At 66.7% G+C, this 24,912-nt stretch carries 24 protein-coding genes; 14 read left to right on the top strand and 10 right to left on the bottom strand.

Annotated features, from left to right (window positions below):
* Positions 1–9: 9 nt before the first annotated feature.
* The 4 genes from ACZ5Z0_RS05580 to ACZ5Z0_RS05565 all read left to right on the top strand — a co-directional run bounded on the left by ACZ5Z0_RS05580 (position 10) and on the right by ACZ5Z0_RS05565 (position 4,407).
* Positions 10–345: a cupin domain-containing protein gene (locus tag ACZ5Z0_RS05580; RefSeq protein ID WP_464110238.1), complete on the top strand. Its 336-nt coding sequence runs from the start codon at positions 10–12 to the stop codon at positions 343–345.
* 172 nt (positions 346–517) lie between these two features.
* A complete protein-coding gene (locus ACZ5Z0_RS05575; protein WP_464110237.1) occupies positions 518–838 on the top strand; it encodes a GYD domain-containing protein in 321 nt (106 codons plus the stop codon).
* A gap of 93 nt (positions 839–931) precedes the next feature.
* On the top strand, positions 932–2,296 hold the full coding sequence (locus ACZ5Z0_RS05570) for an MFS transporter (RefSeq protein ID WP_464110236.1): 1,365 nt from the start codon (positions 932–934) through the stop codon (positions 2,294–2,296).
* A 212-nt stretch (positions 2,297–2,508) separates the two neighbouring features.
* Positions 2,509–4,407, top strand: a complete 1,899-nt coding sequence (locus ACZ5Z0_RS05565) for an FAD-binding monooxygenase (protein ID WP_464110235.1) — start codon at positions 2,509–2,511, stop codon at positions 4,405–4,407.
* A 28-nt stretch (positions 4,408–4,435) separates the two neighbouring features.
* Here the strand turns inward: ACZ5Z0_RS05565 and ACZ5Z0_RS05560 are convergent, their stop codons facing one another.
* Complete coding sequence (locus ACZ5Z0_RS05560) at positions 4,436–5,020, bottom strand: histidine phosphatase family protein (RefSeq protein WP_464110234.1); 585 nt, start codon at positions 5,018–5,020, stop codon at positions 4,436–4,438.
* Positions 5,021–5,141: 121 nt separating this feature from the next.
* Here ACZ5Z0_RS05560 and ACZ5Z0_RS05555 point away from each other — a divergent pair, with 121 nt between their 5' ends.
* A complete protein-coding gene (locus ACZ5Z0_RS05555) occupies positions 5,142–6,251 on the top strand; it encodes an AI-2E family transporter (RefSeq protein ID WP_464110233.1) in 1,110 nt (369 codons plus the stop codon).
* On the opposite strand, the gene ACZ5Z0_RS05550 is transcribed toward ACZ5Z0_RS05555, so the two are convergent.
* On the bottom strand, positions 6,248–7,006 hold the full coding sequence (locus ACZ5Z0_RS05550) for a DinB family protein (RefSeq protein ID WP_464110232.1): 759 nt from the start codon (positions 7,004–7,006) through the stop codon (positions 6,248–6,250). The two genes, ACZ5Z0_RS05555 and ACZ5Z0_RS05550, sit on opposite strands and share 4 nt — an antisense overlap.
* Positions 7,007–7,321: 315 nt before the next feature.
* On the opposite strand from ACZ5Z0_RS05550, the gene ACZ5Z0_RS05545 reads away from it, so the two are divergent.
* Positions 7,322–7,702, top strand: a complete 381-nt coding sequence (locus tag ACZ5Z0_RS05545; RefSeq protein ID WP_464110231.1) for a VOC family protein — start codon at positions 7,322–7,324, stop codon at positions 7,700–7,702.
* 213 nt (positions 7,703–7,915) lie between these two features.
* Here ACZ5Z0_RS05545 and ACZ5Z0_RS05540 read toward each other — a convergent pair whose 3' ends face one another.
* Complete coding sequence (locus tag ACZ5Z0_RS05540; RefSeq protein WP_464110230.1) at positions 7,916–8,539, bottom strand: hypothetical protein; 624 nt, start codon at positions 8,537–8,539, stop codon at positions 7,916–7,918.
* Between the two features lie 485 nt (positions 8,540–9,024).
* Between ACZ5Z0_RS05540 and ACZ5Z0_RS05535 the strand changes: the two genes are divergently transcribed.
* Positions 9,025–12,180 carry a DEAD/DEAH box helicase gene (locus ACZ5Z0_RS05535; RefSeq protein ID WP_464110229.1) on the top strand — a complete coding sequence of 1,052 codons (3,156 nt, stop codon included), beginning with the start codon at positions 9,025–9,027 and terminating at the stop codon, positions 12,178–12,180.
* Between the two features lie 1,542 nt (positions 12,181–13,722).
* On the opposite strand, the gene ACZ5Z0_RS05530 is transcribed toward ACZ5Z0_RS05535, so the two are convergent.
* The 3 genes from ACZ5Z0_RS05530 to ACZ5Z0_RS05520 form a co-directional block, all read right to left on the bottom strand.
* Positions 13,723–14,988: a flavin-containing monooxygenase gene (locus ACZ5Z0_RS05530; protein WP_464110228.1), complete on the bottom strand. Its 1,266-nt coding sequence runs from the start codon at positions 14,986–14,988 to the stop codon at positions 13,723–13,725.
* Positions 14,989–14,990: 2 nt separating this feature from the next.
* Positions 14,991–15,380, bottom strand: coding sequence for a TfoX/Sxy family protein (locus tag ACZ5Z0_RS05525; RefSeq protein WP_464110227.1), 390 nt, complete (start codon positions 15,378–15,380; stop codon positions 14,991–14,993).
* Positions 15,381–15,447: 67 nt separating this feature from the next.
* A complete protein-coding gene (locus tag ACZ5Z0_RS05520; RefSeq protein WP_464110226.1) occupies positions 15,448–15,927 on the bottom strand; it encodes a hypothetical protein in 480 nt (159 codons plus the stop codon).
* A gap of 594 nt (positions 15,928–16,521) precedes the next feature.
* Here ACZ5Z0_RS05520 and ACZ5Z0_RS05515 point away from each other — a divergent pair.
* Positions 16,522–16,878, top strand: coding sequence for a hypothetical protein (locus ACZ5Z0_RS05515; protein WP_464110225.1), 357 nt, complete (start codon positions 16,522–16,524; stop codon positions 16,876–16,878).
* A gap of 62 nt (positions 16,879–16,940) precedes the next feature.
* Here ACZ5Z0_RS05515 and ACZ5Z0_RS05510 read toward each other — a convergent pair whose 3' ends face one another.
* Both ACZ5Z0_RS05510 and ACZ5Z0_RS05505 read right to left on the bottom strand, forming a co-directional pair.
* On the bottom strand, positions 16,941–17,687 hold the full coding sequence (locus ACZ5Z0_RS05510) for a haloacid dehalogenase type II (RefSeq protein WP_464110224.1): 747 nt from the start codon (positions 17,685–17,687) through the stop codon (positions 16,941–16,943).
* A 157-nt stretch (positions 17,688–17,844) separates the two neighbouring features.
* Positions 17,845–18,087 (bottom strand): HNH endonuclease signature motif containing protein, encoded by a 243-nt coding sequence (locus tag ACZ5Z0_RS05505; protein WP_464110731.1) that lies wholly within the window; start codon positions 18,085–18,087, stop codon positions 17,845–17,847.
* Between ACZ5Z0_RS05505 and ACZ5Z0_RS05500 the strand changes: the two genes are divergently transcribed.
* Positions 18,034–18,216, top strand: coding sequence for a hypothetical protein (locus ACZ5Z0_RS05500; RefSeq protein ID WP_464110814.1), 183 nt, complete (start codon positions 18,034–18,036; stop codon positions 18,214–18,216). The two genes, ACZ5Z0_RS05505 and ACZ5Z0_RS05500, sit on opposite strands and share 54 nt — an antisense overlap.
* A gap of 190 nt (positions 18,217–18,406) precedes the next feature.
* On the opposite strand, the gene ACZ5Z0_RS05495 is transcribed toward ACZ5Z0_RS05500, so the two are convergent.
* Both ACZ5Z0_RS05495 and ACZ5Z0_RS05490 read right to left on the bottom strand, forming a co-directional pair.
* Positions 18,407–19,474, bottom strand: coding sequence for a tellurite resistance/C4-dicarboxylate transporter family protein (locus ACZ5Z0_RS05495; RefSeq protein WP_464110223.1), 1,068 nt, complete (start codon positions 19,472–19,474; stop codon positions 18,407–18,409).
* A gap of 109 nt (positions 19,475–19,583) precedes the next feature.
* Positions 19,584–20,036 (bottom strand): DUF4383 domain-containing protein, encoded by a 453-nt coding sequence (locus ACZ5Z0_RS05490; protein WP_464110222.1) that lies wholly within the window; start codon positions 20,034–20,036, stop codon positions 19,584–19,586.
* A 194-nt stretch (positions 20,037–20,230) separates the two neighbouring features.
* On the opposite strand from ACZ5Z0_RS05490, the gene ACZ5Z0_RS05485 reads away from it, so the two are divergent.
* The 5 genes from ACZ5Z0_RS05485 to ACZ5Z0_RS05465 all read left to right on the top strand — a co-directional run bounded on the left by ACZ5Z0_RS05485 (position 20,231) and on the right by ACZ5Z0_RS05465 (position 24,789).
* The gene (locus ACZ5Z0_RS05485) at positions 20,231–20,725 is read left to right on the top strand and encodes an SRPBCC family protein (RefSeq protein ID WP_464110221.1); all 495 of its coding nucleotides are present in this window, start codon (positions 20,231–20,233) and stop codon (positions 20,723–20,725) included.
* A gap of 85 nt (positions 20,726–20,810) precedes the next feature.
* Positions 20,811–22,025, top strand: a complete 1,215-nt coding sequence (locus tag ACZ5Z0_RS05480; RefSeq protein WP_464110220.1) for an acyltransferase family protein — start codon at positions 20,811–20,813, stop codon at positions 22,023–22,025.
* A 199-nt stretch (positions 22,026–22,224) separates the two neighbouring features.
* Positions 22,225–22,428, top strand: coding sequence for a cold-shock protein (locus ACZ5Z0_RS05475; RefSeq protein WP_011690916.1), 204 nt, complete (start codon positions 22,225–22,227; stop codon positions 22,426–22,428).
* A 187-nt stretch (positions 22,429–22,615) separates the two neighbouring features.
* Complete coding sequence (locus tag ACZ5Z0_RS05470) at positions 22,616–23,080, top strand: hypothetical protein (protein ID WP_464110219.1); 465 nt, start codon at positions 22,616–22,618, stop codon at positions 23,078–23,080.
* Between the two features lie 80 nt (positions 23,081–23,160).
* Positions 23,161–24,789 carry an alkaline phosphatase D family protein gene (locus tag ACZ5Z0_RS05465; RefSeq protein ID WP_464110218.1) on the top strand — a complete coding sequence of 543 codons (1,629 nt, stop codon included), beginning with the start codon at positions 23,161–23,163 and terminating at the stop codon, positions 24,787–24,789.
* Positions 24,790–24,912 lie beyond the last annotated feature (123 nt).

The following is a 24,912-nucleotide window of genomic DNA, read 5'->3' as shown; positions in this document are numbered from 1 at the left end:
GTGGCGCGCATGCAGAAGATATCGATCGAGGCCCTGGCCCGTCAGCAGGTCACAGCGGCGCTCGCGGCCGGCAGCGGGCGGGCCGCCGACACCGTCTACGGCGGCCACGAGAAGGTGCTCCGCCAGACCGTGATGGCGTTCAAAGCGGGGACCCAGTTGAGCGAGCACCAGAATCCGGGGGAGGCGACCGTCTTTGTGCTCCGGGGCTGTGTCCGGCTGCAGGCGGGCAACGAATCGTGGCAGGGGAAAACGGGGGACCTGCTGATCGTCCCGGACGGCCTGCACAGCCTGATGGCGGAAGAGGATTCGGCGATCCTGATGACGGTGGCGAAGGTACAGGGCTGAGCCAGGGCGGTGGCCGCCGGACTTTCCGAAACCCATTGTCAGTGCAGGGGAGTAGGCCTACGCTGTGCACCGACGGCCCCACTCCGGGGACCGGCTCCAGGACCCTAACTCGCAGGGGTGCCAGGCACACCCCGGATGCCCGCGTCCTGGACTTCACGGGACAGGAACTGCCATGACCAAGTATCTTTTTGAAGCCAATTACCTAGGCGAAGGAATCAAGGGGCTCATGCGCGAGGGCGGCAGCAAGCGCCGCGACGCCGTGGTGGACGCGCTCAAGTCCGTGGGCGGAGCGCTCGAGTGCTTTTACTACGCCTTTGGGGACACCGACGTTCTCGGCGTCCTCGAAGCCCCGAGCGACGCCGACGCTGCGGCCCTTTCGCTGATGATCAACTCCACCGGCAACGTGAGCATTCGCCTTAAGCCGCTCATGACGGTAGAGGACATCGACGACGCGGCCACGAAGACGCCGTCGTACCGGGCTCCGGGGCAGTAGGGCGGCTACAGGCCTGCGCTGTGTGACGCGCCAACCCGCCCGGGACTGCCCGTGGGTTCGATCCCGGCGGCCGCCGTAGGACAGACTGTTGCCGTGAGCAACTCTTCCCGGACCGGCGTCGCCATCGCAGGACTCAGCCTCGGCACGTCGCTGAACCCGCTGAACTCCTCGATGATCGCCGTCGCGCTGGTGGTCTTGCGCGCGGATTTCGCGCTCGACGTCGCCACGGTCACCTGGGTGGTCACGTCCTTTTATCTCACCTCCGCGGCCGGGCAGCCGTTGATGGGACGGCTGGCGGACCGGTTCGGCCCGCGCCGGCTGTTCCTGCTCGGCATGGCACTCGTGGCGGTGACTTGTGCCCTGGCCCCGTTCGCGCCGAACTTCGCGCTGCTCTGTGTGGCGCGGGCCTTTATGGCCCTCGGGACCGCGACGGCGTATCCCAGCGCCGTGGTGATGGTCGCGGCGCTGGCGCGGCAGGCGAACGTCAGATCCACGCGGCCGCTGGGCCGGATCCAGATGGCGAACACCTCGGCGGCCGCCGTCGGGCCGGTGGTGGGCGGCCTGCTGGTGAGCCTGGTGGGCTGGGAGGCGCTGTTCCTGATCAACGTCCCGCTCGCGCTGGTGGCGATCTTTGTGGTCCGGCGGTTCGCCCCGGCGGACATCAAGCGGGAACGTGGACGGGTGGCGGAACTGCTGCGGGACTCGGACCTGCCGGGCATCGCAGCGTTCATCGGCGCGCTGGTGCTGGTGATGATGGCGCTGCTCAACGTCCTGCCGGACTACCGGTGGTGGTTGCTGGGCGGCGGGTTGCTGCTCGCCGTGTTGTTCAGCCTGCGGGAGTTGCGCTTCAGCCCGCCCTTCCTGGACCTGCGGCTGCTGGGGGCCAACCGGCCGCTGCTGCTGGTGTATCTCGGCTTCGCGCTGTTCAACGGCGTTTACTACTTCGCGTTCTTCGGCCTGCCGCAGCTGCTGCAGACCGCCGGCGGGTACGACCCGGGCATCGTGGGACTGCTCATGCTGCCGCTCGCCGCCATCTCGGTGGTCGGGACGCCCTTCGCGGTCCGCGCCATCGACCGGTTCGGCGTGCGGCGGGTGCTGATCGCCGGCGTCGTACTGCTGATCGCGGCGTCGGGCACCATGTGGCTGCTGACCGCGTCGCTGGCCGCCCCGCTGGTGCTGGCGATGACGGCGCTGCTGGGCGTCCCGTACTGCGTGGTCAGCATCGCCTCAAGCCAGGGCATGTACCTGTCCACCCGGCTGGAGGAGCGCGGAGTGGCGGCCGGAATCTTCCAGACCTGCCGCTACCTGGGCGCGATCACGGCCACCGTCCTGATCGGCATCTTCTACGGCACCGGTGTGACCCAGGCGAACTGGGGGCTGATGGTGTTTGTCATGCTGGGACTCGGCGCGGTGGTGTTTGTTGTGTCGCTGCTGTGGCGGGAGCGTAGGACGGCATAGGCCGCCTCCCAAGGCGCGTCCTTGCCTCCTTCGACGCCCTTGATGCCTTGACTCGGTGGAGGGCCGGGTCCAGTGTGAGCGGAACCACAGAAAAGTTGCCCGCACCCTCACGGGACGCCTATAGTCAAAGCAGTGGTTCGATAATAGAACAAGAAGTTCTATTATCGAACATCGCGGCGGCAGCCAGCCCTACAAAGAAGTGAGGACAGCCCGTGCATTTCCACCACCACGGTTACGTATCCGGGGACCCGCGGGTCCAGCCGGCCGCCGGCGTCGGACTTGACCGGCCCGCCGAACTCCCCGACGTCGTCGACGTCCTCATTGTGGGCACCGGCCCCGCCGGCATGGTCGCGGCCGCCCAGCTCTCCCAGTTCGCCGGCGTCACGACGCGCATCGTGGAGCGCCGGCCCGGCCGGCTCGCCATCGGCCAGGCGGACGGCATCCAGGCCCGGAGCGTGGAGACGTTCCAGGCCTTCGGCTTCGCCGAGCGGATCATCGCCGAGGCGTACCGCATCACCGAGATGGCGTTCTGGAAGCCGGACCCCAAAGACCCGTCCCGCATCGTCCGCGCCGCCCGCACCCTGGACGACCCCGCCGGAATCAGCGAATTCCCGCACCTGATCGTCAACCAGGCCCGCGTCCTGGACTACTTCGCCGAGGTCATGGCCAACGCCCCCACCCGGATGAAGCCGGACTACGGCTACGAGTTCAAGGCCCTGGAAGTCGGCGAGGGGGAGTACCCCGTCACCGTGACGCTAACGCACACTTCCGGACCCGACGCCGGCCAGGAACGCACCGTCCGGGCCAAATACGTCGTGGGCGCGGACGGCGCCCGCAGCAAGGTGCGGGATTCTATCGGCTGCACCATGGCCGGCGACAAGGCCAACCACGCCTGGGGCGTGATGGACGTCCTCGCCAACACCGACTTCCCGGACATCCGCACCAAGTGCGCCATCACGTCCGGCGCGGGCGGCAGCATCCTGCTGATCCCGCGCGAGGGCGGCCACCTCTTCCGGATGTACGTCGACCTGGGCGTGGTCCCGGAGACCGACGCCGGCGCGGTGCGCAGCACCAGCATCGAGCAGATCATCGCCAAGGCCAACGCCATCATCCACCCCTACACCCTCGACGTCCGCAACGTGGCCTGGCACAGCGTCTACGAGGTGGGCCACCGCCTGACCGACCGGTTCGACGACGTCCGCCCGGAGCAGCGCGAAACCCGCACCCCGCGGGTGTTCATCACCGGCGACGCCTGCCACACCCACAGCGCCAAGGCCGGCCAGGGCATGAACGTCTCCATGCAGGACGGCTTCAACATCGGCTGGAAGCTCGGGCACGTGCTGGAGGGCCGCAGCCCGGAGAGCCTGCTGGCCACGTACTCGGCCGAGCGGCAGGTTGTCGCGAAGAACCTCATCGACTTCGACAAGGAATGGTCGACGCTGATGGCCAAGAAGCCGGAGGAATTCGACAGCCCCTCCCAGCTCGAGGACTTCTACGTCAGCACCGCCGAATTCCCCGCCGGCTTTATGACTCAGTACGCCCCGTCCATGCTGATCGGCGAGGCCACGCACCAGGAGCTGGCCACCGGGTTCCCCATCGGCAAGCGCTTCAAGTCCGCGCCCGTGGTCCGGGTCTGCGACACCAACCCGCTGCACCTCGGCCACCAGGCCACGGCGGACGGCCGGTGGCGGATCTACGTCTTCGCGGACGGTGCCGCGGCCGGCGCCGCGTCGCCCACCACGGAACTGGCCGACTGGCTGGCAACCGCGCCGGACTCGCCGTTGGCCGCCACCCCTGCGGGCTTGGACCGTGATGCGTGGTTCGACGTCAAGGTCATCTACCAGCAGGACCACACCAGCGTGGACATCAGCGCTGTACCGGGCGTGTTCAAGCCGCAGGTGGGCCCGTTCCAGCTGGACTACCTGGAGAAGGTCTATGCCGCGGATCCGCGGGCGGACATCTTTGAGCAGCGCGGCCTGGACCGCGCCGGCGTCATCGTGGTGGTGCGACCGGACCAGTACGTTGCCACCGTGCTGCCGCTGACGGCGACGGCGGAGCTCGCCGCATTCTTCGCGGGGCTGGTGGGGGAGCGGGTGCCCGGGCGGGCGTAGGCGGAGGCGGTCGTGTCAGGCCTTCGCGTCAGACGCTGGCGTCCGCCGTCAGCCGTTCGCCGTTGAAGTACTCGAGTTGCCAGCCGTCGACGGCGTGGTGGTGGGCCAGGTTCAGCGCGGCGTTGTCGATGCTCTGGAGGGCGCGGCCAACCACCCGGCTGAGGCTTACCCGGAGCAACGAGCCGTGCGCCACCACCAGGACGTGGCCGCCATGGAACTCCTCCGCCAGCGCTTCCAGTGTGCCCAGTCCGCGGTCGGCGGCGTCGTCCTCGCTTTCGGCGCCGCGGAAGCCGCCGGGGATGCGCAGGGCATCCAGCTCGGGACCGTCCTGCAGGCCCTCGGCGGGGCCGAAGGAGCGCTCGGTGAGCTCAGGGACGCGCCGGGTGACGGTGAGCCCGAGCCCTGCGGCGATCAGCTCAGCGGTCTCCGCCGCACGGCTCAGCGGCGAGGAGACGATCGCATCCCACTCGTTGCCGGCCAGAGCGGCGACGGCGTCGCGCGCCTGGCCGCGGCCGACGTCGTTCAGTGGAATGTCGGTGGATCCCTGCAGCCGGCGCTGTGCGTTCCAGTCGGTCTGGCCATGGCGGACGAGCGCAAATGTTGTCAGGGGCATGGTTCCATTGTGCCCCGAGCTGGCGTGGACCCGGCCATCCGGGCTCCGCGCACATATGATCGGAGGGCCGATTGCGGTGCGGCGACGGCCGCCCGCAGCTCCAAGCGAAAGAGGACAACACATGCCTGATACCCGCGCCGGGCTGCCGGCGATCTGGACCGACGGTCTTGGCCGCGCCAGCATCCGGTCCCTCCAGGTCCTGGCGGTGGCCGCCTTTGCCTGGGCTGTCCTGTGGACCCTCACCCGGGTCCCGCTGGTCATCATTCCCGCCACCATCGCCGTCATCCTCGCTGCGGCGATCGCGCCACTGGTCCGGTGGCTCGCCGCGCACGGTTTCCCGCGTGCCCTGGCCGTCGCTGCCTCGTTCCTTGCGATCGTTGCCGTGTTCGGCGGCATCGTCACGGGCATCGTGTTACTGGTCCGCAGCCAGTGGAAGGAACTGAGCCAAAAGGCCGTGGCCGGCGTCGACCAACTGCATACCTTCCTGAACACAGGCCCCATCCCGGTCAGCGACGAGCAGATCAACACAACACGTGAATCCGTGCAGAAGTTCTTCACCTCCAGTTCCTTCGGCTCCGAGGCGCTCACCGGGGCGCGGACCGTCGGCGAAATTCTGGTGGCCATGATCCTCATGGCTGTCACCCTGTTCTTCCTGCTCAAAGACGGGGCCAAGATCCGTGACTTCCTCATCGGCTTCCTGCCCGCCGCCCACCGCGGCACCGCCCACCTTGCCGCGGACCGGTCCGCCGTCGTCCTGGGCGGCTATGTCCGCGGTACCGCACTCGTCGCGGCCTCCAACGGGCTCATCGTCGGGGTTGCGCTCGCCATCCTGGGTGTCCCGCTCGCCCTGCCGCTCGGCGTCTTCGTCTTCATCGGCGGGTTCATCCCGATCGTCGGCTCCACCGCCGCCGGGACGCTGGCCGTCGCCGTGGCCCTGATCTCCAACGGCCCAGTTTCGGCCCTCATCGTGCTCGCGGTCGTCATCGGAGTGAACCAGCTCGAACACCACTTCCTGCAGCCGGTCCTGATGGGCAAGGTGCTGTCCATCCACGGCCTCGCCATCCTGCTGGCCCTGGCCGCCGGGACCATGCTCGCCGGCGTGATCGGCGCCCTGCTGGCCGTTCCGATCACCGCCGTCGGCTGGACCATCATCAAGACGGTGACCGGCCGCGAACCCGCCCCGGGGGCGGCCGGCCCGGCGACGGAGCCCGCCGACGCCGAGGCCTCTTAACCGGCGAATCCCGCCTGAATGACCTCCAAGTCACGGACGGCGTAGCGGTGGTGCTCCCATTCCTCGTTGAGGATGGTGTGCAGGCAGGAGCGGATGGTCACCGGTTGCTCGGGACCCCACGGGTTCCGGCGGGACGCGGACAGCTCCGCCTCGGTGACCGCGGCGAGGTAGTCGCGCACCATGGCGGCCCTCTGTGCGCGGACCTCAAGCACCTCGGCATACGGCGGCGCCGTCGTCGCGAAGACGGCCGGATCGTAACCGTCGGTCTCGTACTCGGCGTTGGGTTGGCCGATCGGGTGATACGGCTCGTCGATCTCCAGGATTGCTTTCCGAAGCCACGTGTCCGTGGCCATGACCAGGTGGCGCAGGGTCTGGGCGAAGGACCACGCGCCGTCCACTGTGATGTCGACCGTGCCGGCCGGCATCGCCGCGACCCGCTCGAGGGTTGTGGCCCAGGTCTGCTCCAACACGGCCCAGGCGGCACGAAGACCCGCCGGGTCGCCGGCGCGCCGTTGGGCGCGGCCGGGGAAGCGGCGGTTGAGTTCCGCCTCGACGAAGGGGACGACGTCGACGCCGTTGATGTGCAGGGTGTTCCCGGCTTCGGCCAGCCACGGTGCATCGATGTCCGCGCCGGCCACGTCGACCGCCCGCATCACCGCGCCGGAGAGGTCGGACCGGATGAACCGGGCTCCCCGCAGGTTCACGTCGGTGAAGTGCGCACCCTTGAGGTCGTCGGACTGGGTGAAAGCTGCCATGCGAGCACTCTGCCACGGGCGGGCACGTAGCGCAGCACCCGTGCGGCGTTATGGGTCTGGGGCTGGTCGCGCACAGGCCGCTGGGCCCTATGCGCGATCAACCATTTTCCGCAGGGCAGGATCGGTCCATAATGGCCACATAAGCTTCGGGGACCCCTTGCGCCGGCGGTGGGTGGCGCGGTGTCGAAGAGTCCCAGGTGGCCGTCCCGGCTCGGCGCGAGGGGCGGTCACGGTTCCCGGGCCACGACTCAGGGAACCCAAACCGGGGGGAGTAACGCCATCACTGCGGTCATCGACGCACTGAAGGGAATCATCATGTTCAAGGATTCAAACATCATGGCTGTCCTCCCCGCGAAGGACATCAACAGGGCGAAAGATTTCTACCGGGACAAGCTGGGCATCGAACCCTCCGAATCTATGGAGGAGGGCAGCGTGATGTACAACTGCGGCCAGGGAACCCGCTTCCTCGTGTACCAGACCGAGAATGCCGGGACGGCCAAGAACACCCAGTTGGGCTGGGAAACGGACAACCTGGACGCCGAGATGGAGGAGCTGCGAGGCCGCGGCGTCGTATTCGAAGAGTACGACTTTCCCGGCCTGAAGACCGAGAACGGCGTTGCCACCGCATCCTGGGGGAAGGCCGCCTGGTTCCTGGACAGCGAGGGCAACATCCTCAACATCGCCCAGCGGTCGTAGGGCGGAGGCGGAGGGGCCGCCACGTGGCGGCAGGGATGATGGGGACGTTCGGCCCGCAGGATCTGCCTCTTCTCCGGAGTGATCACCGCTGAGATGAGGATGACGCTGGCGCCCGATAGGTGCACAGGGTCCGCAGGTAGCCGGCAATCTCGCCGGACTTGGTGCCCGGGCTTCCCGGCATCATCCGGCGCCCCGCCATACGTGATCGACCGCTCAATCGATCTCAAATATTTCAGGGTAGTAGGGCGGGCGATCGACCGGTTCGCTGAGTCGTCCATATCGGGAGGTTTCCGGCGCTAATGGAATGTCTAATCCCGAACTGAGAATGAGGGCGTTCACGTAGTCGATGTTGCGGGCCCATGCACCTCCCTTTCGCCCGGCGCCACTGACTGTCTTGTAGATGGTCTCCCCGGGAAACATCCATTCACGTTTGCCGTCCAGAATCTCGTCTAAGACCTTCATCAGTGGCATCCTGACGGACCGGATTTTCCCTGTTTGGGTATCGAGGCGCGCTGTTGTTCCTGAGACCTCCATAACCGGAATCGATCGCGGCGGTTCGCCGTCCCACGGTGCCAGAGTTCTGTGAGGAAGATCGAATGACCTGACGCGTACGAAAGCACCACGGGAGGTGAAAACGCGGTGCTTCATCTCGGGAGTTAATTGTGCCGAGTCGGTGATGAGCCATATAACTTCGTGCCCGAGCGACATCCGACGCGCAGTTCGTTCCTCAATATCGGTGTCCCAGCGCTGAATTTCTACAGCAATTGAGCGGTTAGTCGTCGTATTGGTGATAAGAACATCGGCATTGGATTCGAAATCCTCGATGATGACTCGCATGTGTGGGCGTTTCTGAGCCTGTTTAGCGATCTCCCGTTGATACCAGAGATGCTCTGGCGACATCGGACCGCCCCCCGTGTCGAGTGGTCATCTGGGCGAGCTGTGAAATGCCGACAGTCAACTGAGCCGGGTGAATTCCGGAAATGGCGGGTTCCCTTTCGGTCTACGGCTACGAGCTTGACGTCACAAGTCCGCACAGGACACTTGAGTATTGGTTTGGATCCGCGTATGAACCGCCAGTCCTCTTCTCGATGGACGTTGAAGATCCGGCCCTCTGGCGCGTCCCACAACACGGCGTCTTGCTTAGACCCCGCAAGAACAAGTTCTGCATGATCTTGCTGCATGTTCATCCCCTCCATAAACACGGAAAATTCAAGTGTCCTGCCAATGCCGTGATTCTAAGTTGAGGCAGCGACTCTATACTGGTCGGTCCTTTTCCAGGTACGCAGCTGGCCTTTCGGCCGCGTACAAAATAGCCTGGCGCAGTGACTAATTTCTTTGGGGGAGTGGCAGCGGAGCAACTGCCCGAGGGTTTGTACGAACTTCTTAACACGGATGCCCTCGGCGACCATCTGAGCCAAGTGGAAGAACTGCAACCGATCTTCGCGGACATAGAAGACGAAGACTCCCCGGACGTCCTCTCCCGGCACGTAGGAGACGCAGTCCGGCGGGTCCTGGCCGCAGCCAAGCCAACAGAACGCGTAGCCCTCGCGAACAAGCTCCTCCAGGAACTGGACACCACGGACCGCATCGCGCCCGGCCCCACCCAGCTCCAGTCCCTGCACCGCCCGGACACGCTCAAGCGGCGCAACCTGCGCCGCCCCACCACCAAGCTGAGCGACTCGGCCCTGCTCACCAACAGCAAGGACGATCCCAACCTCGCCGCGGAGCTCAGGACGGAGATCGAATCAGCCAACACAGTTGACCTGCTCTGCGCCTTCGTCCGGTGGACCGGACTGCGGCTCCTCGAACCAGCCCTCGCCGGGCTCAGGGAACGCGGCGCCAAACTCCGCGTCATCACCACCACCTACATGGGCGCCACGGAACGCCGCGCCATCGACGAACTTGTCAACCGTTACGGCGCCGAAGTGAAGATCAACTACGAAACCCAGGCCACCCGCCTGCACGCCAAGGCCTGGCTGTTCCGCCGCCATTCGGGCTTCGACACTGCCTACGTCGGCAGCTCCAACCTCAGTCAGGCCGCGCTTCTGGACGGCCTGGAATGGAACGTGCGGCTCAGCTCCGTCGGCACGCCCACCCTGCTGCAGAAGTTCGAGGTCACCTTCGACAGCTACTGGGAACAGCGCGCTTTCCAGAGCTACGATCCGGAACGCGACGGCGAAAAGCTGGGCGCCGCACTCGAACGCAACGGCGGCCGGCGAACAGCAATCCCCGGGGCAGGCACCGGCCTCGAGCTCCAGCCCTTCCTGCACCAGGAGGAGATGCTTGAAGACCTGGAAGCCGAGCGGCTCAAGGGCTTCAACCACAACCTGCTGGTCGCCGCCACCGGCACTGGCAAGACCGTCATCGCGGCGCTGGACTACAAGCGGCTCCGCGAAGCGTCCGGCAAAGATCTGAAGATGCTCTTCGTCGCCCACCGCCAGGAAATCCTCAAGCAGGCTGTGCGCACGTACCGCGACGTCATGCAGGACGGCGCCTTCGGCGAACTCTACGTCGGAGAGCACAAACCGCAGCAGTGGAAGCACATCTTCGCCTCGGTCCAGTCGCTCGCGTCCCTGGGTATCGAACAGCTGGAACCGGACTTCTTCGATGTCGTCGTCATCGATGAATTCCACCACGCCATGGCGCCCACCTACCGCCGGCTGCTGGACCACCTGCAGCCGCAGCAGCTCCTCGGACTGACCGCGACGCCGGAACGCGGCGACGGCGTCGACGTCGCCCAGCAGTTCTTCGACGGCCGCACCGCCAGTGAACTTCGGCTTTGGGATGCCCTGGACGCCGATCTGCTGGTGCCGTTCCATTACTTCGGTGTCTCCGACGACGTCGACCTGAGCCAGCTGGAGTGGAAGCGCGGCAACTACGACACCGCGCAGCTGAACAAGCTGTACACCGGCAACGACGCCCGAGCCGCGAAGGTGATCCGCGAACTCCGGGACAAGGTCACCAGCACAGAGCAGATGCGGGCCATCGGCTTCTGCGTCTCTGTCCAGCACGCCCACTACATGGCGGAGGTCTTCAACCGCGCCGGCATCGCGTCCGTCGCGGTGGACGGCAGCACCGACGACGCCGCCCGGGCGGCGGCGCTGAAGCGTCTCGCCGCACGCGAGATAAACTGCATCTTCGCCGTTGACCTCTTCAACGAGGGCCTGGACCTACCGCAGGTGGACACCATTCTGATGCTCCGGCCCACGCAGAGCGCCACGATCTTCCTCCAGCAACTGGGACGCGGGCTGCGCCGCGCCGAGGGAAAGGCGGTGCTGACTGTTATGGACTTCATCGGCCAGCAGCACCGTGAATTCCGCTTCGACCTGCGCTACCGGGCGCTCACCGGCTTTGGGCGCAAGGAGCTGGAAAGGGCTGTCGAGGACGAGTTCCCCTACCTGCCGTCGGGCTCGCAGATTGTGCTGGACCGGGTGGCGCAGATAGTAGTGCTGGACAACATCAAGGCCCAGCTGCGGTTCAACCGTGCGCAACTGGTCCGGGACATCGCCTCGTACGCGGAGACGGAGCTGGAGACCTACCTGGAGCGGTCTGGGAACGACGTGAAGTCGATCTACCGGTCCACCAGGGATTCATGGACCGGCTACCTCCGCCAGGCCGGGCTGATCGAGGGGTTCTCACCGTTGGAGACGGTGCTCAGCGGCAGGATTCGGGAACTCTCCGACGCCGACGAAAAGAAGCTCCTCGGCCGGATGGCCGCGCTGATCCATGTGGACGATCCGGAACGCGCCGAGGCGTACTCGATGCTCGTCGGCGCCGACGCGCCCCGCTACGCGGAGCTCGGCATGCGGGAGCAGACGTTCGCCCGCATGCTCTTCTACACGCTCTGGGACGATGGCGGCGGCTTCCAGTCGTACGACGCCGGCCTTGACTACCTGCGCGGTTACCAGTTTGTCTGCAGCGAGATCCGCCAGGTGGTGAAGCTCGGAGTGGCCGCGTCAAAGCATGCTGCAAAGGGATTGGGTGGGGGGTTGCAGCACATTCCGCTGCTCTCGCACGCGACCTACCGGCGTGAAGAGGTCCTGGCGGCCCTGCAATACGGGTCGCTGGAACTTGGGAAGAACGTACAGCACCGCGAGGGTGTTGCCTGGTGCCCAGCCACATCCACGGACGCCTTCTTTGTCACGCTTAACAAGGACGACAAAAAGCACTCGGCCACCACCATGTACAAGGACTACGCAGTCAGCCCGGAGCTGTTCCACTGGGAATCGCAGAACGCGACCTCGCCCGGAAGCCCGACGGGCAGGCGCTACCTGGACCGGGCCGCGCACGGCTCGAAGATCCTGATCTTCACGCGCGACACGTCAGAGGACGAGACCGGGCTGACCTTGCCCTACACGTGCCTCGGCCAGGTGGACTATGTGCAGCACGCGGGGGAGAAACCGATTGCCATTACCTGGAAGCTGAACCGGCCAATGCCGGCTGATGTGTTTGCGACGGCGGCTGCGGTGGCGCTCTGAGAAAACAGGCTCATTGCCATTCTCAGGCTCCACGAAGTCCCTCTTAGCGGAACTCGGCGAACCGGAACGGAACCTCAAGCGCCAAGGGGCGTTCTTCAGATGCGCGTTCGAGAGTGCCGGGCGTGGTGGCGAATAGGTCCTCCCGGACGCCGGGAGGATGAACCCGTTCCGCGCCGCTGTCCGAAAGAAGGCAGGAACGCGATTTCGAGACTGGTAGAAGCGACCCTGGTCGGTGCTGCTTTCATTGCCGGCTTTACTAATATTCGTCAAAACGCGCCTACGGGATGGGCCGCGTCCGGCGCGGCTGTCGTCCCTTGTCGGCGTTTGTTCCCGTAAAATCGGAAAATCAGGGCGGCTGGAAGCCACAGAAAATGCTGCCACACTTATGGTGAGGCGCCATATCTCCTCCGAGACTTATCTCAATGACTTTGAAAGGCTCGGAGCCTCGGTTGTCCCGACGAGGATCCGCTTCCGTTAAGCGGAACCACTCCGCGCTAGTTAGACGTTCCAGTGGTAATGGCCATTGGCGTCAGCGCCCTTGCCGCCGCAGGTGTAGGTCCTGCCATTGGCTGCCAGACCACGCATTCCGACGTCGGCGTTGCGACAAAACGCGCCGGGCACGATCACTCCGGCGACTACATTGGAAGCGGGCGCCGGCGCCGCGACAGCGGCCGGTGCAGGTGCGGGAATAGGCGGAGCCGCGACCGCTGCAGGCGCGGGAACTGGTGGAGCTGACGGTGCAGGAACGGGCGCCGCTATGACGGGTGCCGCGGACGGAACTGTGGGTGAAGGAGTCGGAGTGGCAGTCACTGGAGTTCGGGTGGCTGTGGGGCTGCTTGGCGTTAACGCCACCGCAGAGGGTGGCGCAGCAGCGAGAGGCGCAGTCGGCGCGCCGCAGGCTGTCAGCGCAAGCGCGAATACAAAGGTAAAGGCGCCGGCAAGACGCCGCGCCCGTTGTATTGAGACCATGATTTCCCCCAGGAATTAGATGTGGAATTAGAGTATTGCACAGCAGCGGGAAAGCATAGAGAGCGGCTTATTTTGGACGTTTGGACAGGTGTTCTATGACTACCGAGTTGCTGTCGGATACCCACCCCGCTGACGGTCCAAATTATTCTGAACATGCCGCTTAGTTGCTAGTAATCCCCAGATTTGATTAATGAAAGCAGCCCGGGTGCGTCAGTAAAGTCCGAAGTTGGCGCCAACCTGCTCCGAACGGCGCGATGGCAATCTTCGACGGAGACAAGCCTTGCTGGGAAGCCGCGATGGGCGGTGAAGCGCCGAAAGCGTACCGTTCAGACTAGTCGTCGCCGCTCACGGGGGCCGACTAAGTCCACCGTCGACGCGTACTCCCGCCGTCGTCGTTCGATCCGTGCCTGCTGACCGGGCGACGGAATCCTGGCGCCTTTGGCCCGGTTGCACTTCGCGCAGGCGGCGACGAGGTCTGCATGCTGGTGGGCCGGATCGGTGGCCTACAGGACGTAGCACGGACCCGCCGGCGGCCCACAACAGCGTCGGCACACCTTCTGTGGACCCGCCCCGTCACCGCCCCGCGATATGCCCCGCCACGAACTCCGCGTCGTCGCCCACCACGGACAGCGTGGCCGACAGGTGTTTCGTGAGCCAAGGGAGGCCCACGGCGTACAGGCCCGGGACCTCGGTGACGCCGCGGTTGTGCCGCGGGTAGTTCCACTCGTCGAGCACTGGCACGTCGAGGAAGCCGAAGTCCAAGCCGTAGCCGGTGCACCAGATGACCGAGGTGACACCCTCGGCCGCCAGGTTGAGCCGCGCCCCCGAGTCGGCGGGCAGCCAGTCGTCCGCCGGCATGGGCTCCGCCAGCGGCGCGTCGATGCCTCCCGCGGCGATGTAGGCGTCGGCCATCCGCCCCAGCCGCTCGCGGAACCCCGACTCCACCAGAGCGAGGCGTGCGGGGAGGTCGTCGCTGAAGACGAGGGCGCCGTCGTCCGTTCCCTCAAACCGGCCGTGCAGGCGGACGCCCCGGCGGCCGAGGTCCCGGAGGTGGATGCCGTGGCCGCCGCCGTTGCCGGAGATCAGCGGGTTGCACATGAAGCGCGCGGCCGGCGAGGGCAGCTGGTCCGCCTGGAGGCCGTTGATGCCGAATTCGGGGCCGTGCAGGTTGAGCTGCAGGATCCAGTGGAAAACGTCCTGGCCGCGGTACCGGCGCGGAGCCTCGGGGCAGGTGGAGACGGACAGATGGACTTCCCGGCCGCCGTCGAGCAGGTCCTCGGTGATCTGGCCGCCGGACTGCCCGGTGCCCACCACCAGCACGGCGCCGTCGGGAAGCTGCTGCGCGTTGCGGTAGTCGTGGCTGTGCAGCTGGCGGATGTGCCCGGGGAGTTTGGCGGCCGACGCCGGGATCCGCGGTCGCTGGAAGGCGCCGTTCGCCAGGACGACGTTCCGTGCGTCCCAGCGGCCCTGATTGGTCTCGACCGTGAAGCGGGCGTCGGCAACGCCGACCCGGGTCACCTCCGTGCCGAGCCGGACCGGCGCCTTGATCCGCGCGGCGTAGTCGCGGAACAGCCGGATCACCTCGTCGCGGGGGAGGAAGGCGTCCGGCTCGGGGCCGTCGTAGCTCAGCTCCGGCAGCAGGAACGAAAAGTTCGGGGTGTTCAGGTAGAACGAATCCCAGCGGTCCTGCCAGGCGCCGCCCAGCGTGTCGCGCCGTTCCAGCAGTTGATGGTCGACGCCGTGCCGGCTCAGCCAGTAGCTCGTCGCCAGGCCGGCCTGCCCCGCGCCGATCACCAGGGTATCGACCTTCTGGGCTGGGCCCGCGCCGGGGGAGGACATGACTACTTCTTCGGTACCTTGGGGGACTTGGGTGCCTTGGGCGGCTTAGGCGGCAGCGCGGCCACGTGCTCGAACGCCTTTTCCACCCAGGCCCTGGCGCGCGCCTCATCGCCGTCGCCCTCGCCGTTCCAGACCTCCGGCAAGCCGGTGTAGCCGCCCATGGGCCGCTCGGCCGGCCCGAACGGAACGGTCCGCTCGGTACTTTCGAGCGCCGCCTGGTCCGACTCGGACAGCTTCACGCCGATGGTGGGGCCGAACAGGCCGGCGAACATGTTGCCGTTCACGAACGCCCCCAGGTTCCCGAACATCGGCTTGATGATCACCTCGGGAGTCTCCGGCACCACAGCGCGGAAGCGCTCCTTGTCGCCGTCGGACGCTTTGGGCATTTCCATGAGTACCTCCGGGAACTGATGGCCAGCGAATGGGTCTTTCTGCAGGATAAACCCGCGGACGCGCAGCCTACCGGTACCAGCCCACCGCGCGGTCGTAGCTGCACTCCAGTGCACCCGTTCCGGGGGCAATGCCGCCGCCGGAGGGAAAATAGATGGCACCGAAGTCTGCACCTTGGGCGTCGATCCGGCCCTGGGCCCAGATCTGGGCGGTTTCCAGGTCCTTTTCGGGGATGGGTTCCCGGGTGCTGTGGCCGCCGCCGAAGTGAATGTCCAACTGGTACGTCCCCTGTTGGGAGGTCCCCGCGTGATGGGCCGGATCCTGCTCATCGCGCCTGCTGATGAGGACTTGGGCCGAGGCATGGAGGATGGAGGGCTCGCTGGCCTGATTGCCGTGCTCCTGCTGTTTCATCCGCAGGCCCGAGACGACGCTTTCCACGGTGTCTTCCTCCGTGACGACGTAGGCGGAACCGTTGGCGTCGGCCTCTGAGCCGCCGACGCTTTTCAAATGCTGGCCGAATTGTTCGGAGCTGGACTGGCTGGGAGTCATGCACCCTCCTTGAGGGTTTTCGCGGCGGGTGCCGACCGTCTCACCCTAGACCCGCGGGGAGCATCCGAACCGGTGATGCGGGAATATTTCTTTAGGAGGTCCGTGACGCCGGCGGCCGGCCTGTTCGAAGGAGTGGGAAGGGGGTCATGAATCCACGAACCAAAATCTTCGTTGGTGCCGTCGTCCTGTTGCTGGTGGTTGGCGGCGTGACATTGTTTGCCTTTAGCACCACCAACAGGAGTACGGCCGCGGAGTACAACCCGCAGATCAATCCTTGCGATTTCACCACCAAAGATCACCAACCCCTACTTCGCCCTCCCGGTCGGCCGCGGCTCCTCAGTTGGCACTCATCCTCGTCCATGGAATGGGCTCGCAGTTGGCAGAGGCCCGTCTGGGCATGGTGGCTGCCAGCGTCGTCGCGGTGACCGTCGTCAGTAATGCCTCGCCGAAAGTTTTGGAGGCAATCTCGCCGGAGACTGCTCGGCTGCGTTGCGCCGCTCCAGAGCCGCGTTGCAGGTCGCGAGTTGGTTCGTCGACGGCCCAGGTAACGGTCGGGGTGTTCCCATAACCGGTCCTGCTTGGAACAATGTCGGCATGGCACGGATTATCGGGTTCCTGTTATTCCTGGCAGTCATGGCCTACGTGATCGTGGCAACCTGGCTGTTCGTCGTCGCGCTCGTCATTACAGTGGCGGTCGTCAGACATGTGCGCGGCAGGCCCCGGGTCGCCCAGCGCGCCGCCATGGCAGCCAAGCTCCACCGTCCACCCACCCCGCACCTTTCACCGCGCCCGGCGCCGATCGCCGCCCCGGCATCTGCCTATCTGCGCCGGTGGTCCGTCCAGCGCCGGCGGTACGTCGCCGGTGACAAGGACGACTGGGACAAGGCCTTCAGGGACGCCGAGCTTGGGGCGCAAGTTAGCCTCGCCGGGCCGGGCGCCTACCTGAGGTAGCACGGTCCCGCTGGGTGATTCAGGCATAGCTGGGCAACTCGGCGCAACCTGCGGTGGCCAGTTCAGGCCCCGAGCTCGTGGGCAAGTTCGGCGATGCTCGACGCCGAAAGGTCCCAATCGCTCTCTGGCGTCAGATCCGCGGTCTGGCCCGGGCCGTATTCGGTGGGGCGGGGGACGAAGGCTGTCGCCAGCCCGGCCTCCCGGGCAGCGTTCAGGTCCTTGTTGTGGGCGGCCACGAGCATCACTTCACCAGGCCTGAGGTCCAGGAACTCCGCTGTCCGAAGGTAGGCCGTGGGCAGCGGCTTGTAGGTGCGTGTCATGTCCGAGCCGATGATGACGTCCCACGGAAGGCCGGCGTTTCTGGCCATGTCCAACAGCAGCGAGGTGTTGCCATTGGAGAGAGGGCCCACGATGTAGCTACGGCGGATGGCGGCCAGCCCCGCCAAGCTGTCCGGCCACGGCGGCAGCCGGTGCCAGGATTTGTTCAGCTCGTCAAGGGTTCCTGCCTCCACCCCGTCCGGGTCGAAGCCGTGGCGCCGGAGCACCGGATCCAGGTTTTCGCGGTGGAGTGTGTCCAGGGTGGCGAATGCGCGGGATCCGGAGCGGATGGCCTCCATCGCCGGCTGGTAGAGGGCGCGCCAGTCATCGGCGAACACCTCGGCGTCGAGATCCTGCCCGTGCGCCGCGGCGAAGGCGGCCGCCTGCCGGGCGACGCCAGCGCGCCAGTCCACCACTGTGCCGAAGGTGTCGAAGAGGACGGCGCGTACCTCGCACCCGGTTGACGGTGAACGGTATGGCTGGAACTTCATAACCTGTCTCCTTGCGAGAGTTCCCTGACCGTTAGTCTGGCACTATGCGCACCTTGCGCATTGACGGAACGGCCGCGCCTTCTCTTCCCCGGTTCCTGCCACGCCTGCGCCGGATTTCCAACTGCGTTCAGCGAGGAACCGCCCGGTCCCGGCCCGCTCAGGAGAGCGGCTGCCGCGCGCCGACGCTGACGGAACCGACCGGCCCTACGTACTCCCGCCGTCGTCGTTCCATCCTTGCCTGCTGACCGGGCGAGGGGACCCGCGCGCCCTTAGTCCGGTTGCATCTGGCGCAGGCCGCGACGAAGTTCTGCAGGCTGGTAGATCCGCCCTTGGACCACGGATAGAAGTGGTCACCGTGTTCAGCGGGCAGCAGGCACCGCTGCCGGAGTCCTGCCTCCATCTCGCACTGGCCGCCGGCGCGGGCCATACCCTCCCGGCGCTGCTGGCGGCTGAAACGCCGGACCGGATCCCGGCGTTTGATGTCTCTGGCGTGGATGACGGCCGCAACAACCGTCAGAACCACCACTAACAGTCCGGGGAGTGCGACCGCAGCCAGAACGCCGTCGAACATGCGAGCTCCAGTCGGCAGCGCTGCTGCGCCGTCGATGAAACAGATCGTACCGCCCAGGGTCAGCAGGATGATCCCTAAGGGGCGGGATGGCGGCATTACCGCACACCAACCCGCCCCCACGCCCAGTACCGGCCGCGTCACCTTGGTGTCACCGCCCCGGGCGCACCAGCGTGACCCAGAGGTGCCACAGCATCGCGGCAAAGGTGGCAAGGAACGCCGCGACAGCCAGCCAGAGTTCCGTGCGGCCGATCAGAGCCACGAGCGGCAGGTGGTCGGCGCGCCCCAGGTAGATCCCCGCCACCGCGTACATGCCCAGCGGGAAAATGACGCTCCAGAGGGCGGGTTCGTAGTGCAGCGGCACGCGGTGGATCACGTGCCGCCACCAGCCGGCGGCGAGGAGGACCGGGAAGAGCCAGGAGGCGAAGGCCCAGAACACCACGGAGGAGCCGGCCACCAGCCCGCGCGTCGCATCCACCATCGGCGCGCCGGCCATTTCCACAATCCGCGCCCCGGCGAGGACGCTGATCGCCATGGCGCCCATGGCCACGAAGTACGGCGGGCGCAGGTCCTCGGGCCGGATGGGGTAAGTCATCAGCCGCAGCGAGACGAAGATCCCCACCGCCGCGTACAGGATGAGCCCCACCGACCAGGCGACGACGGCGGCCAGCGCCAGGACCGCGCGCCAGTCCGGCCCAGCGAGGGGTTCCAGTGACGCCGCCGCGACGGCCACGGACTGGCTGGCCACGCACCAGATGAACCACGAGCCGTTGGCGTCCTTCACCACAGGCCGCTCGTCCCGGCCCAGCACCGCGGTCCACGGCACAACGTAGCCGAGCACCACCCAGGCGAGCACCGCGAGGGCCAGGAGCGCCGCCGTCGTACCGGGCCACCCCGCCATCCCCAGGCGCACGCCGAGCACATTCGTTCCTGCGATGAAGGTGAAGAAGCCGAACGCCCGGCCCGGGTCCAGGAAGTCGCTGCGCATATCGGCGCGGAACCTCATCAGCCGCGCAAGGCTGAGCAGCAGGATCACGGCGTAGGAGGCCGCGCAGACCACCAGGAGTGCGGCCGAGAGTGCGCCGAACCCTTCGAGCTCAAGCCCCACCGAGATGATCCCGCTTGCCATCGTGAGGGCGAAGTACCCCGGCGTGAGGGTCTGCACCGCTCGCGAGACGCGTGAGCCGAGGGAGTTGCGTTTCGCCGGGACGGTGGTCATGGCACCCAGCTTAGGGCTTGCCGTTCTTCCCCCGACGGAGAACAACCGCGCCCACCGGAGTCCGGTGGGCGCGGTTGTTGAGAGGTGTGGTTTTGCGTGCGGCGCGCGCCTAGTTGCGGGCCTTGGCGCGGCCCTTGGTGAGGATGACTGCCAGCGCGATCATGCCGGCGCCGAGCACCAGGTGCAGGATGTTGTCCAGGCTGTTCAGCGGCACGAAGTCGCCGGCTGAATCTTCCGGGACCACCAGGCCGTACACAAACAGGACCAGGTAGATGACGCCGCCGTAGAGCAGGAAGGAGCGGGCACCGGTGGCGGAGCGGGCCAGCAACAGGCCGGCAGCGCCGAAGAGCAGGTGGACGACGTTGTGCAGGACCGAGACTTGGAACAGGCCCAGCAGCATGGCCTCGGAGTGGTGGCCGGCGAACTGCAGCGACTCGTAGTTGGTGGTGATCCCCGGGACGAAGCCCAGGATGCCGACCAGCAGGAAGACGGCGCCGACGGCGAGGCTTGCCTTCTGGACGGTGGTGCGGGCTGTGGTCCTGGTGTGGGTCGTGGTGGTCATGCGTTGCTCCTTGGGTGCGGGCTTGCGGTGGCGGGCCGGCCGGTGTGCGGCCGCTCCGATGCTTATGCCAGCAATTCGGAGAACACAGAGCTGCGGATTGCTCGCGGCAGGATCAGATCTTCCTGACGCGGGCAGTGGCTACCTTCGGCGGCAACCAGCGGCGGAAGAGGGATGCGTCTGTAAGGATGGACCTCATGAATCAGCGCAGCATCCGCCAATACCAGGATTCGGTCACGGTCAACGCATCCGCCGAGACCCTCTACGACCTGGTCTCCGACATCACTCGCACGGGTGAGTGGAGCCCGGTTTGTACGTCATGCTGGTGGGACGACCAGGGCAGCGCCGGCCAAATCGGTGCCTGGTTCACCGGCCGTAACGAGCTCCCCACGCGGTCCTGGGAGACCCGGTCGCAGGTGGTGGCTGCCGAACGCGGCCGCGAGTTCGCCTGGGTGGTAGGCGGCAAGTATGTCCGCTGGGGCTTCACCCTCACCCAGTCCGACGCCGGAACCGTCCTGAGCGAATCGTGGGAATTCCTGCCGGAGGGGATCGCCATGTTCGGTGAGAAATTCGGCGACGGGGCAGACGCCCAAATCGCGGACCGCACCCAGCAGGCACTCGACGGCATACCGAGGACGCTCGCCGCGATCAAACGGATCGCCGAGTCCAGCACTGCCAATATTGACGCCTAGCCCGGGGACCGGAACGGCACCACCACTTCACGGCGGCTCGGACGCCGTCGTTCTCCAAATGTAACGAACTGGTAACATGGAACGGATGCGGAATCAGTCTGGTCAAACCCGAGTCACGCAGTTGGACGGCCTCCGCGGGATCGCCGCCCTGGTGGTGGTGGCCTGCCATCTGATCTCCACGCTCCCGAAAATCGGGGAAGTGGTCTTCGACCACAGGTCAGCGCCGCTCGACACGGGCGGGGCGTGGGCGGTGTTCTCCCCGCTGCACCTGCTCTGGAACGGCACCCCGGCCGTCCACGTCTTCTTTGTACTCTCCGGCTTCGTACTGATCCTGCCGTTCACAGGGGCCGGCGCCGCCAGTAGCTGGGCGCCGTACTACGCCAAGCGGCTGCTTCGCCTTTACGTGCCCGCCTGGGCGGCCCTGGCTTTGGCGGTCGCGCTGATTGCACTCATTCCGCGCACGGCGTCGCCGCTGCAGAGCTCCTGGGCGGACATGTACGTGGTGGACCCGAGCCTCGCGCGGGCGGCCAAGGACAGCCTGCTGCTGCTGGGCGCGAGCACCCTCAACACTCCATTGTGGACTTTGCGGTGGGAAGTCCTGTTCTCCTTGCTGCTGCCGGCCTACGTTTTCCTTGCCCTGCGCTGGCGGCGCTTCTGGCACCTGAAGCTCGGCATGCTGCTGATGCTCACCGTGGTGGGTGGGGTGCTGCACGTGGAGGCCCTGACCTATCTGCCGATTTTCGCCATAGGCGCGATCCTGGGCACCGAACGTGAAGGGATCCGCAGGCTGACGCGTTCCTGGCCGCGGCTCGTCTGGCTCCCGGTCACCGCCGCCGGCCTGTTCTTGGCGAACGCCGAATGGGTCAGTCGCGCACAGCCGATCGCCGGCGTCGAGGCGCTCATTACCGTCGGTGCGACGCTGATCGTCCTGGTATTCCTGCTGTGCGGCTCCGCGAAGAGGCTCGGGGACACCGCCGCGGCGCAATGGCTGGGCCGCGTCTCCTTCAGCCTCTACCTGGTGCACCTGCCGATCATCCTGGCCGGCGTCACCTTGCTGCGGCACGTCTCGCTGCCCCTGGCGCTCGCGGTGTCCGCCGCGGCCTCGCTTCTGGCCGCTGAACTGTTCTACCGCTCCGTCGAGCGGCCCGCCCACCGGCTCTCCATCGCCGCCGGACGCGCCGTTGAACGACGCGTCGGTCGGGCCCGCGTTGGCAGCCCGGCGGAGCCGGGCGTTGGGCGCGAGGCGGGGACGACGTCGTCGGCTGCGGACTTGAGCCGGGAGAAGCAGCCCGTCTCCTAAGCCCCTTTATGACGCGTGGTAAACCGCCTGCCCATCCGTCCTGTAGAGTAGATCTTGTTGTTGTGTTTATGCAGTTCGTAGTTCAGGCAGTACGCACGGTCGAAAGCCCGTGTTCTTCTGAAGCAGCGGTTTTGAGCACCCCAAACAGGAGGACCCGAAAGTCGGGACAGTTCCTCCACCTTCACGAAGGACAAAAATAATGGCTACTGGTACCGTCAAATGGTTTAACGCTGAAAAGGGCTTCGGCTTCATTTCCCCCGATGACTCCTCGCAGGACGTTTTCGCGCACTACTCCGCGATCAACTCCTCCGGCTTCCGCTCCCTCGAAGAGAACCAGAAGGTCTCCTTCGAAACCGAGCAGGGCCCCAAGGGTCCTCAGGCCACCAACATCCAGGCTATCTAATTTCCTAGATACCCGGGACCGTTAGGTTTCTAGCAGGGCCCGTCTTCGGACGGGCCCTGCTTTTGTTTAACCCGGGTGTGCTGGGCCAGCCCTCTGGACACCAACCCCGGCCGGGCGCATCCTGTTGCTGTCCGCGTTCGCCACCACGCGGAGCCCCAGGGATCGGCGAGGGAAGCTGGCAGACACCATGAGCGAAACACCAGACGCCCGGCAACGGCTGTCCGCCCGGATCGACGAAAAGCAGCAAGCCATCCGCGCTTACCTGGCCCGCGAACGACCCCGCCGGAACCGGCTCTCCAACATCAGCATCGTCGGCAGCGGCCTGGCCGCCGCGCTCACCGCCGGCCCCGCGGTGGGAGGCACCGGGTTCACCAACGCCGTTGCCGGCGTCTTCTCGCTCAGCGAGGACTCGATCGTCTGGCGGGTGCTGTGCCTGCTCGCCGTGATCCTCTCTGTCGCCGCGGCCCTCGCCACCAACTTCGCAACCTCCCGCGCCGTCGCGGACCGGGTCAGCGCCGCAGAAACGTCCAACGCCCAGTTGGAGGGCCTCGCCGTCTCCCTCGACATCGGGAACATCGACGTCGACGAGGCGGTCAAGCTCTACCAGCAGTACGCCGGCCAAGTCCCCTTTGTCGACGCCGCCTCCCGCTGAAAAGCATCTTGCCGGACTCAATCCACTGGCCCGGCGCTGTTCACGCCCCCGCCACCGGAGGTTTACGCGGGCAGTCAAGGATGAAAACCATGACTGATTTCACCCGACGCAATGTCCTCAAAGGTGCCCTGGCCGCCGCCGGTGCCGCCGCCGTCGTCCCCGCAACGGCCGGTGCGGCCAGCGCCGCACGGCCCGCCGGCGTCGCCCTGGTCCGCAACCGCCTGACCTTGCCGTCGGGCATTGCCACCGGCGATGTCACCACCGGCTCCGGCGTGCTGTGGTCCCGCGCGTCGGGCCCGGGCACCCTCGTGGCGAACCTGCTGGCCGTCGACGACGACGGGTCACCGCTCCGAGGCGGCCGCGCCTTCCAGCGCGTGCTGCGCGGAAGTGCCGCGTCCGAGGCGACCGACTTCACCGCCAAGATCAACGCCGAGCACCTGCCCGCCGGCACCCGCTTCGCGCTGAGCCTGCACTTCGAGGACGCCGACGGCAACGCCGGCGAGACCGCGCAGGGCTCCTTCAGCACCGCACCGAAAACGGGGGAGCTCAGCCACGGCCGCGACGCCGGCGGCCAAAGCTTCGTCTGGAGCGGTGACACCGCCGGCCAGGGCTGGGGCATCAACGAGGAGATCGGCGGCATGCGCGGCTACGCGGCCATGCACGCCACGGCGCCCGACTTCTTCATCCACTCCGGCGACACGATCTACGCCGACGGACCCATCAGCGCCCAGGTGACCGAGCCGGACGGCCGCCTCTGGCGCAACCTCGTCACCGAGGAAGTCTCCAAGGTGGCCGAAACCCTCAACGAATTCCGCGGCCGGCACCGCTACAACATGATGGACAAGAACGTCCGTGCACTGTACGCGCAGGTTCCGGTGATCGCGCAGTGGGACGACCACGAGACGCACAACAACTGGTACCCCGGCCAGATCCTCACCGACAGCCGCTACACCGAACGCCGCGTGGATGTGCTCGCCGCCCGCGGCCGGCAGGCCTGGCAGGAGTACCAGCCCATCGCGGGCGTCAGCGCCGGCGGCACCGGCTTCGAGCCCGCCCGGATCTACCGGAAGATCAGCCGCGGCCCGCAGCTGGACATCTTCTGCCTGGACATGCGCAGCTTCAAGGACCCCAATACCGACGGCAAGGAAACGCACCTGACCCACATCCTGGGCCAGGAGCAGGCCGACTGGCTGATCCGCGAGGTGAGCAAGTCCAAGGCCACATGGAAGGTGATTGCCAACGACCTGCCGCTGGGGCTGGTGGTCCCGGACGGACCCGTGAACGAGGAGTCGCTCTCCAACCGCGACGCCGGCGCCCCCTTGGGCAAGGAACTCGAGATCGCCGGGGTGCTCTCCGCGTTCAAGCGCAACCGGGTTAAGAACGTGGTCTGGCTGACCGCCGACGTGCACTACTGCGCCGCGCACCACTACTCCCCGGAGCGCGCCGGGTTCGCCGACTTCGACCCGTTCTGGGAATTCGTTGCCGGGCCCATCAACGCCGGCAGCTTCGGCCCGAACGCCCTGGACGGGACGTTCGGGCCGGAGGTGGCGTTCTTCAAGGCCGGCGCCTACGCCAACGAATCCCCGCGCAGCGGCAAGAGCCAGTACTTCGGCCACGTGGACCTGGGCGCCGACGACGTCTTCACCGTCAGCCTGCGCGACGCCAACGGCGCCGTGCTTTGGAGCAAGGCGCTGCAGCCGCAGCGGTAGGCGCAGCTGGGTGGGGCGGGAGCGCTGCGGCCGAAGCATTGGGGCCGGAGACCGGGGCGGAACACCTCACGGCTTCGGTGCCGGGTTCGCGGCCTGGTTCGGGCAGGTCCCGCCCCGCCATGC

The organism is Arthrobacter sp. T2-23 (assembly GCF_055398325.1).
Note: the sequence above shows the minus strand (reverse complement) of the source record. Positions and strands in the feature narration are given on the sequence as shown.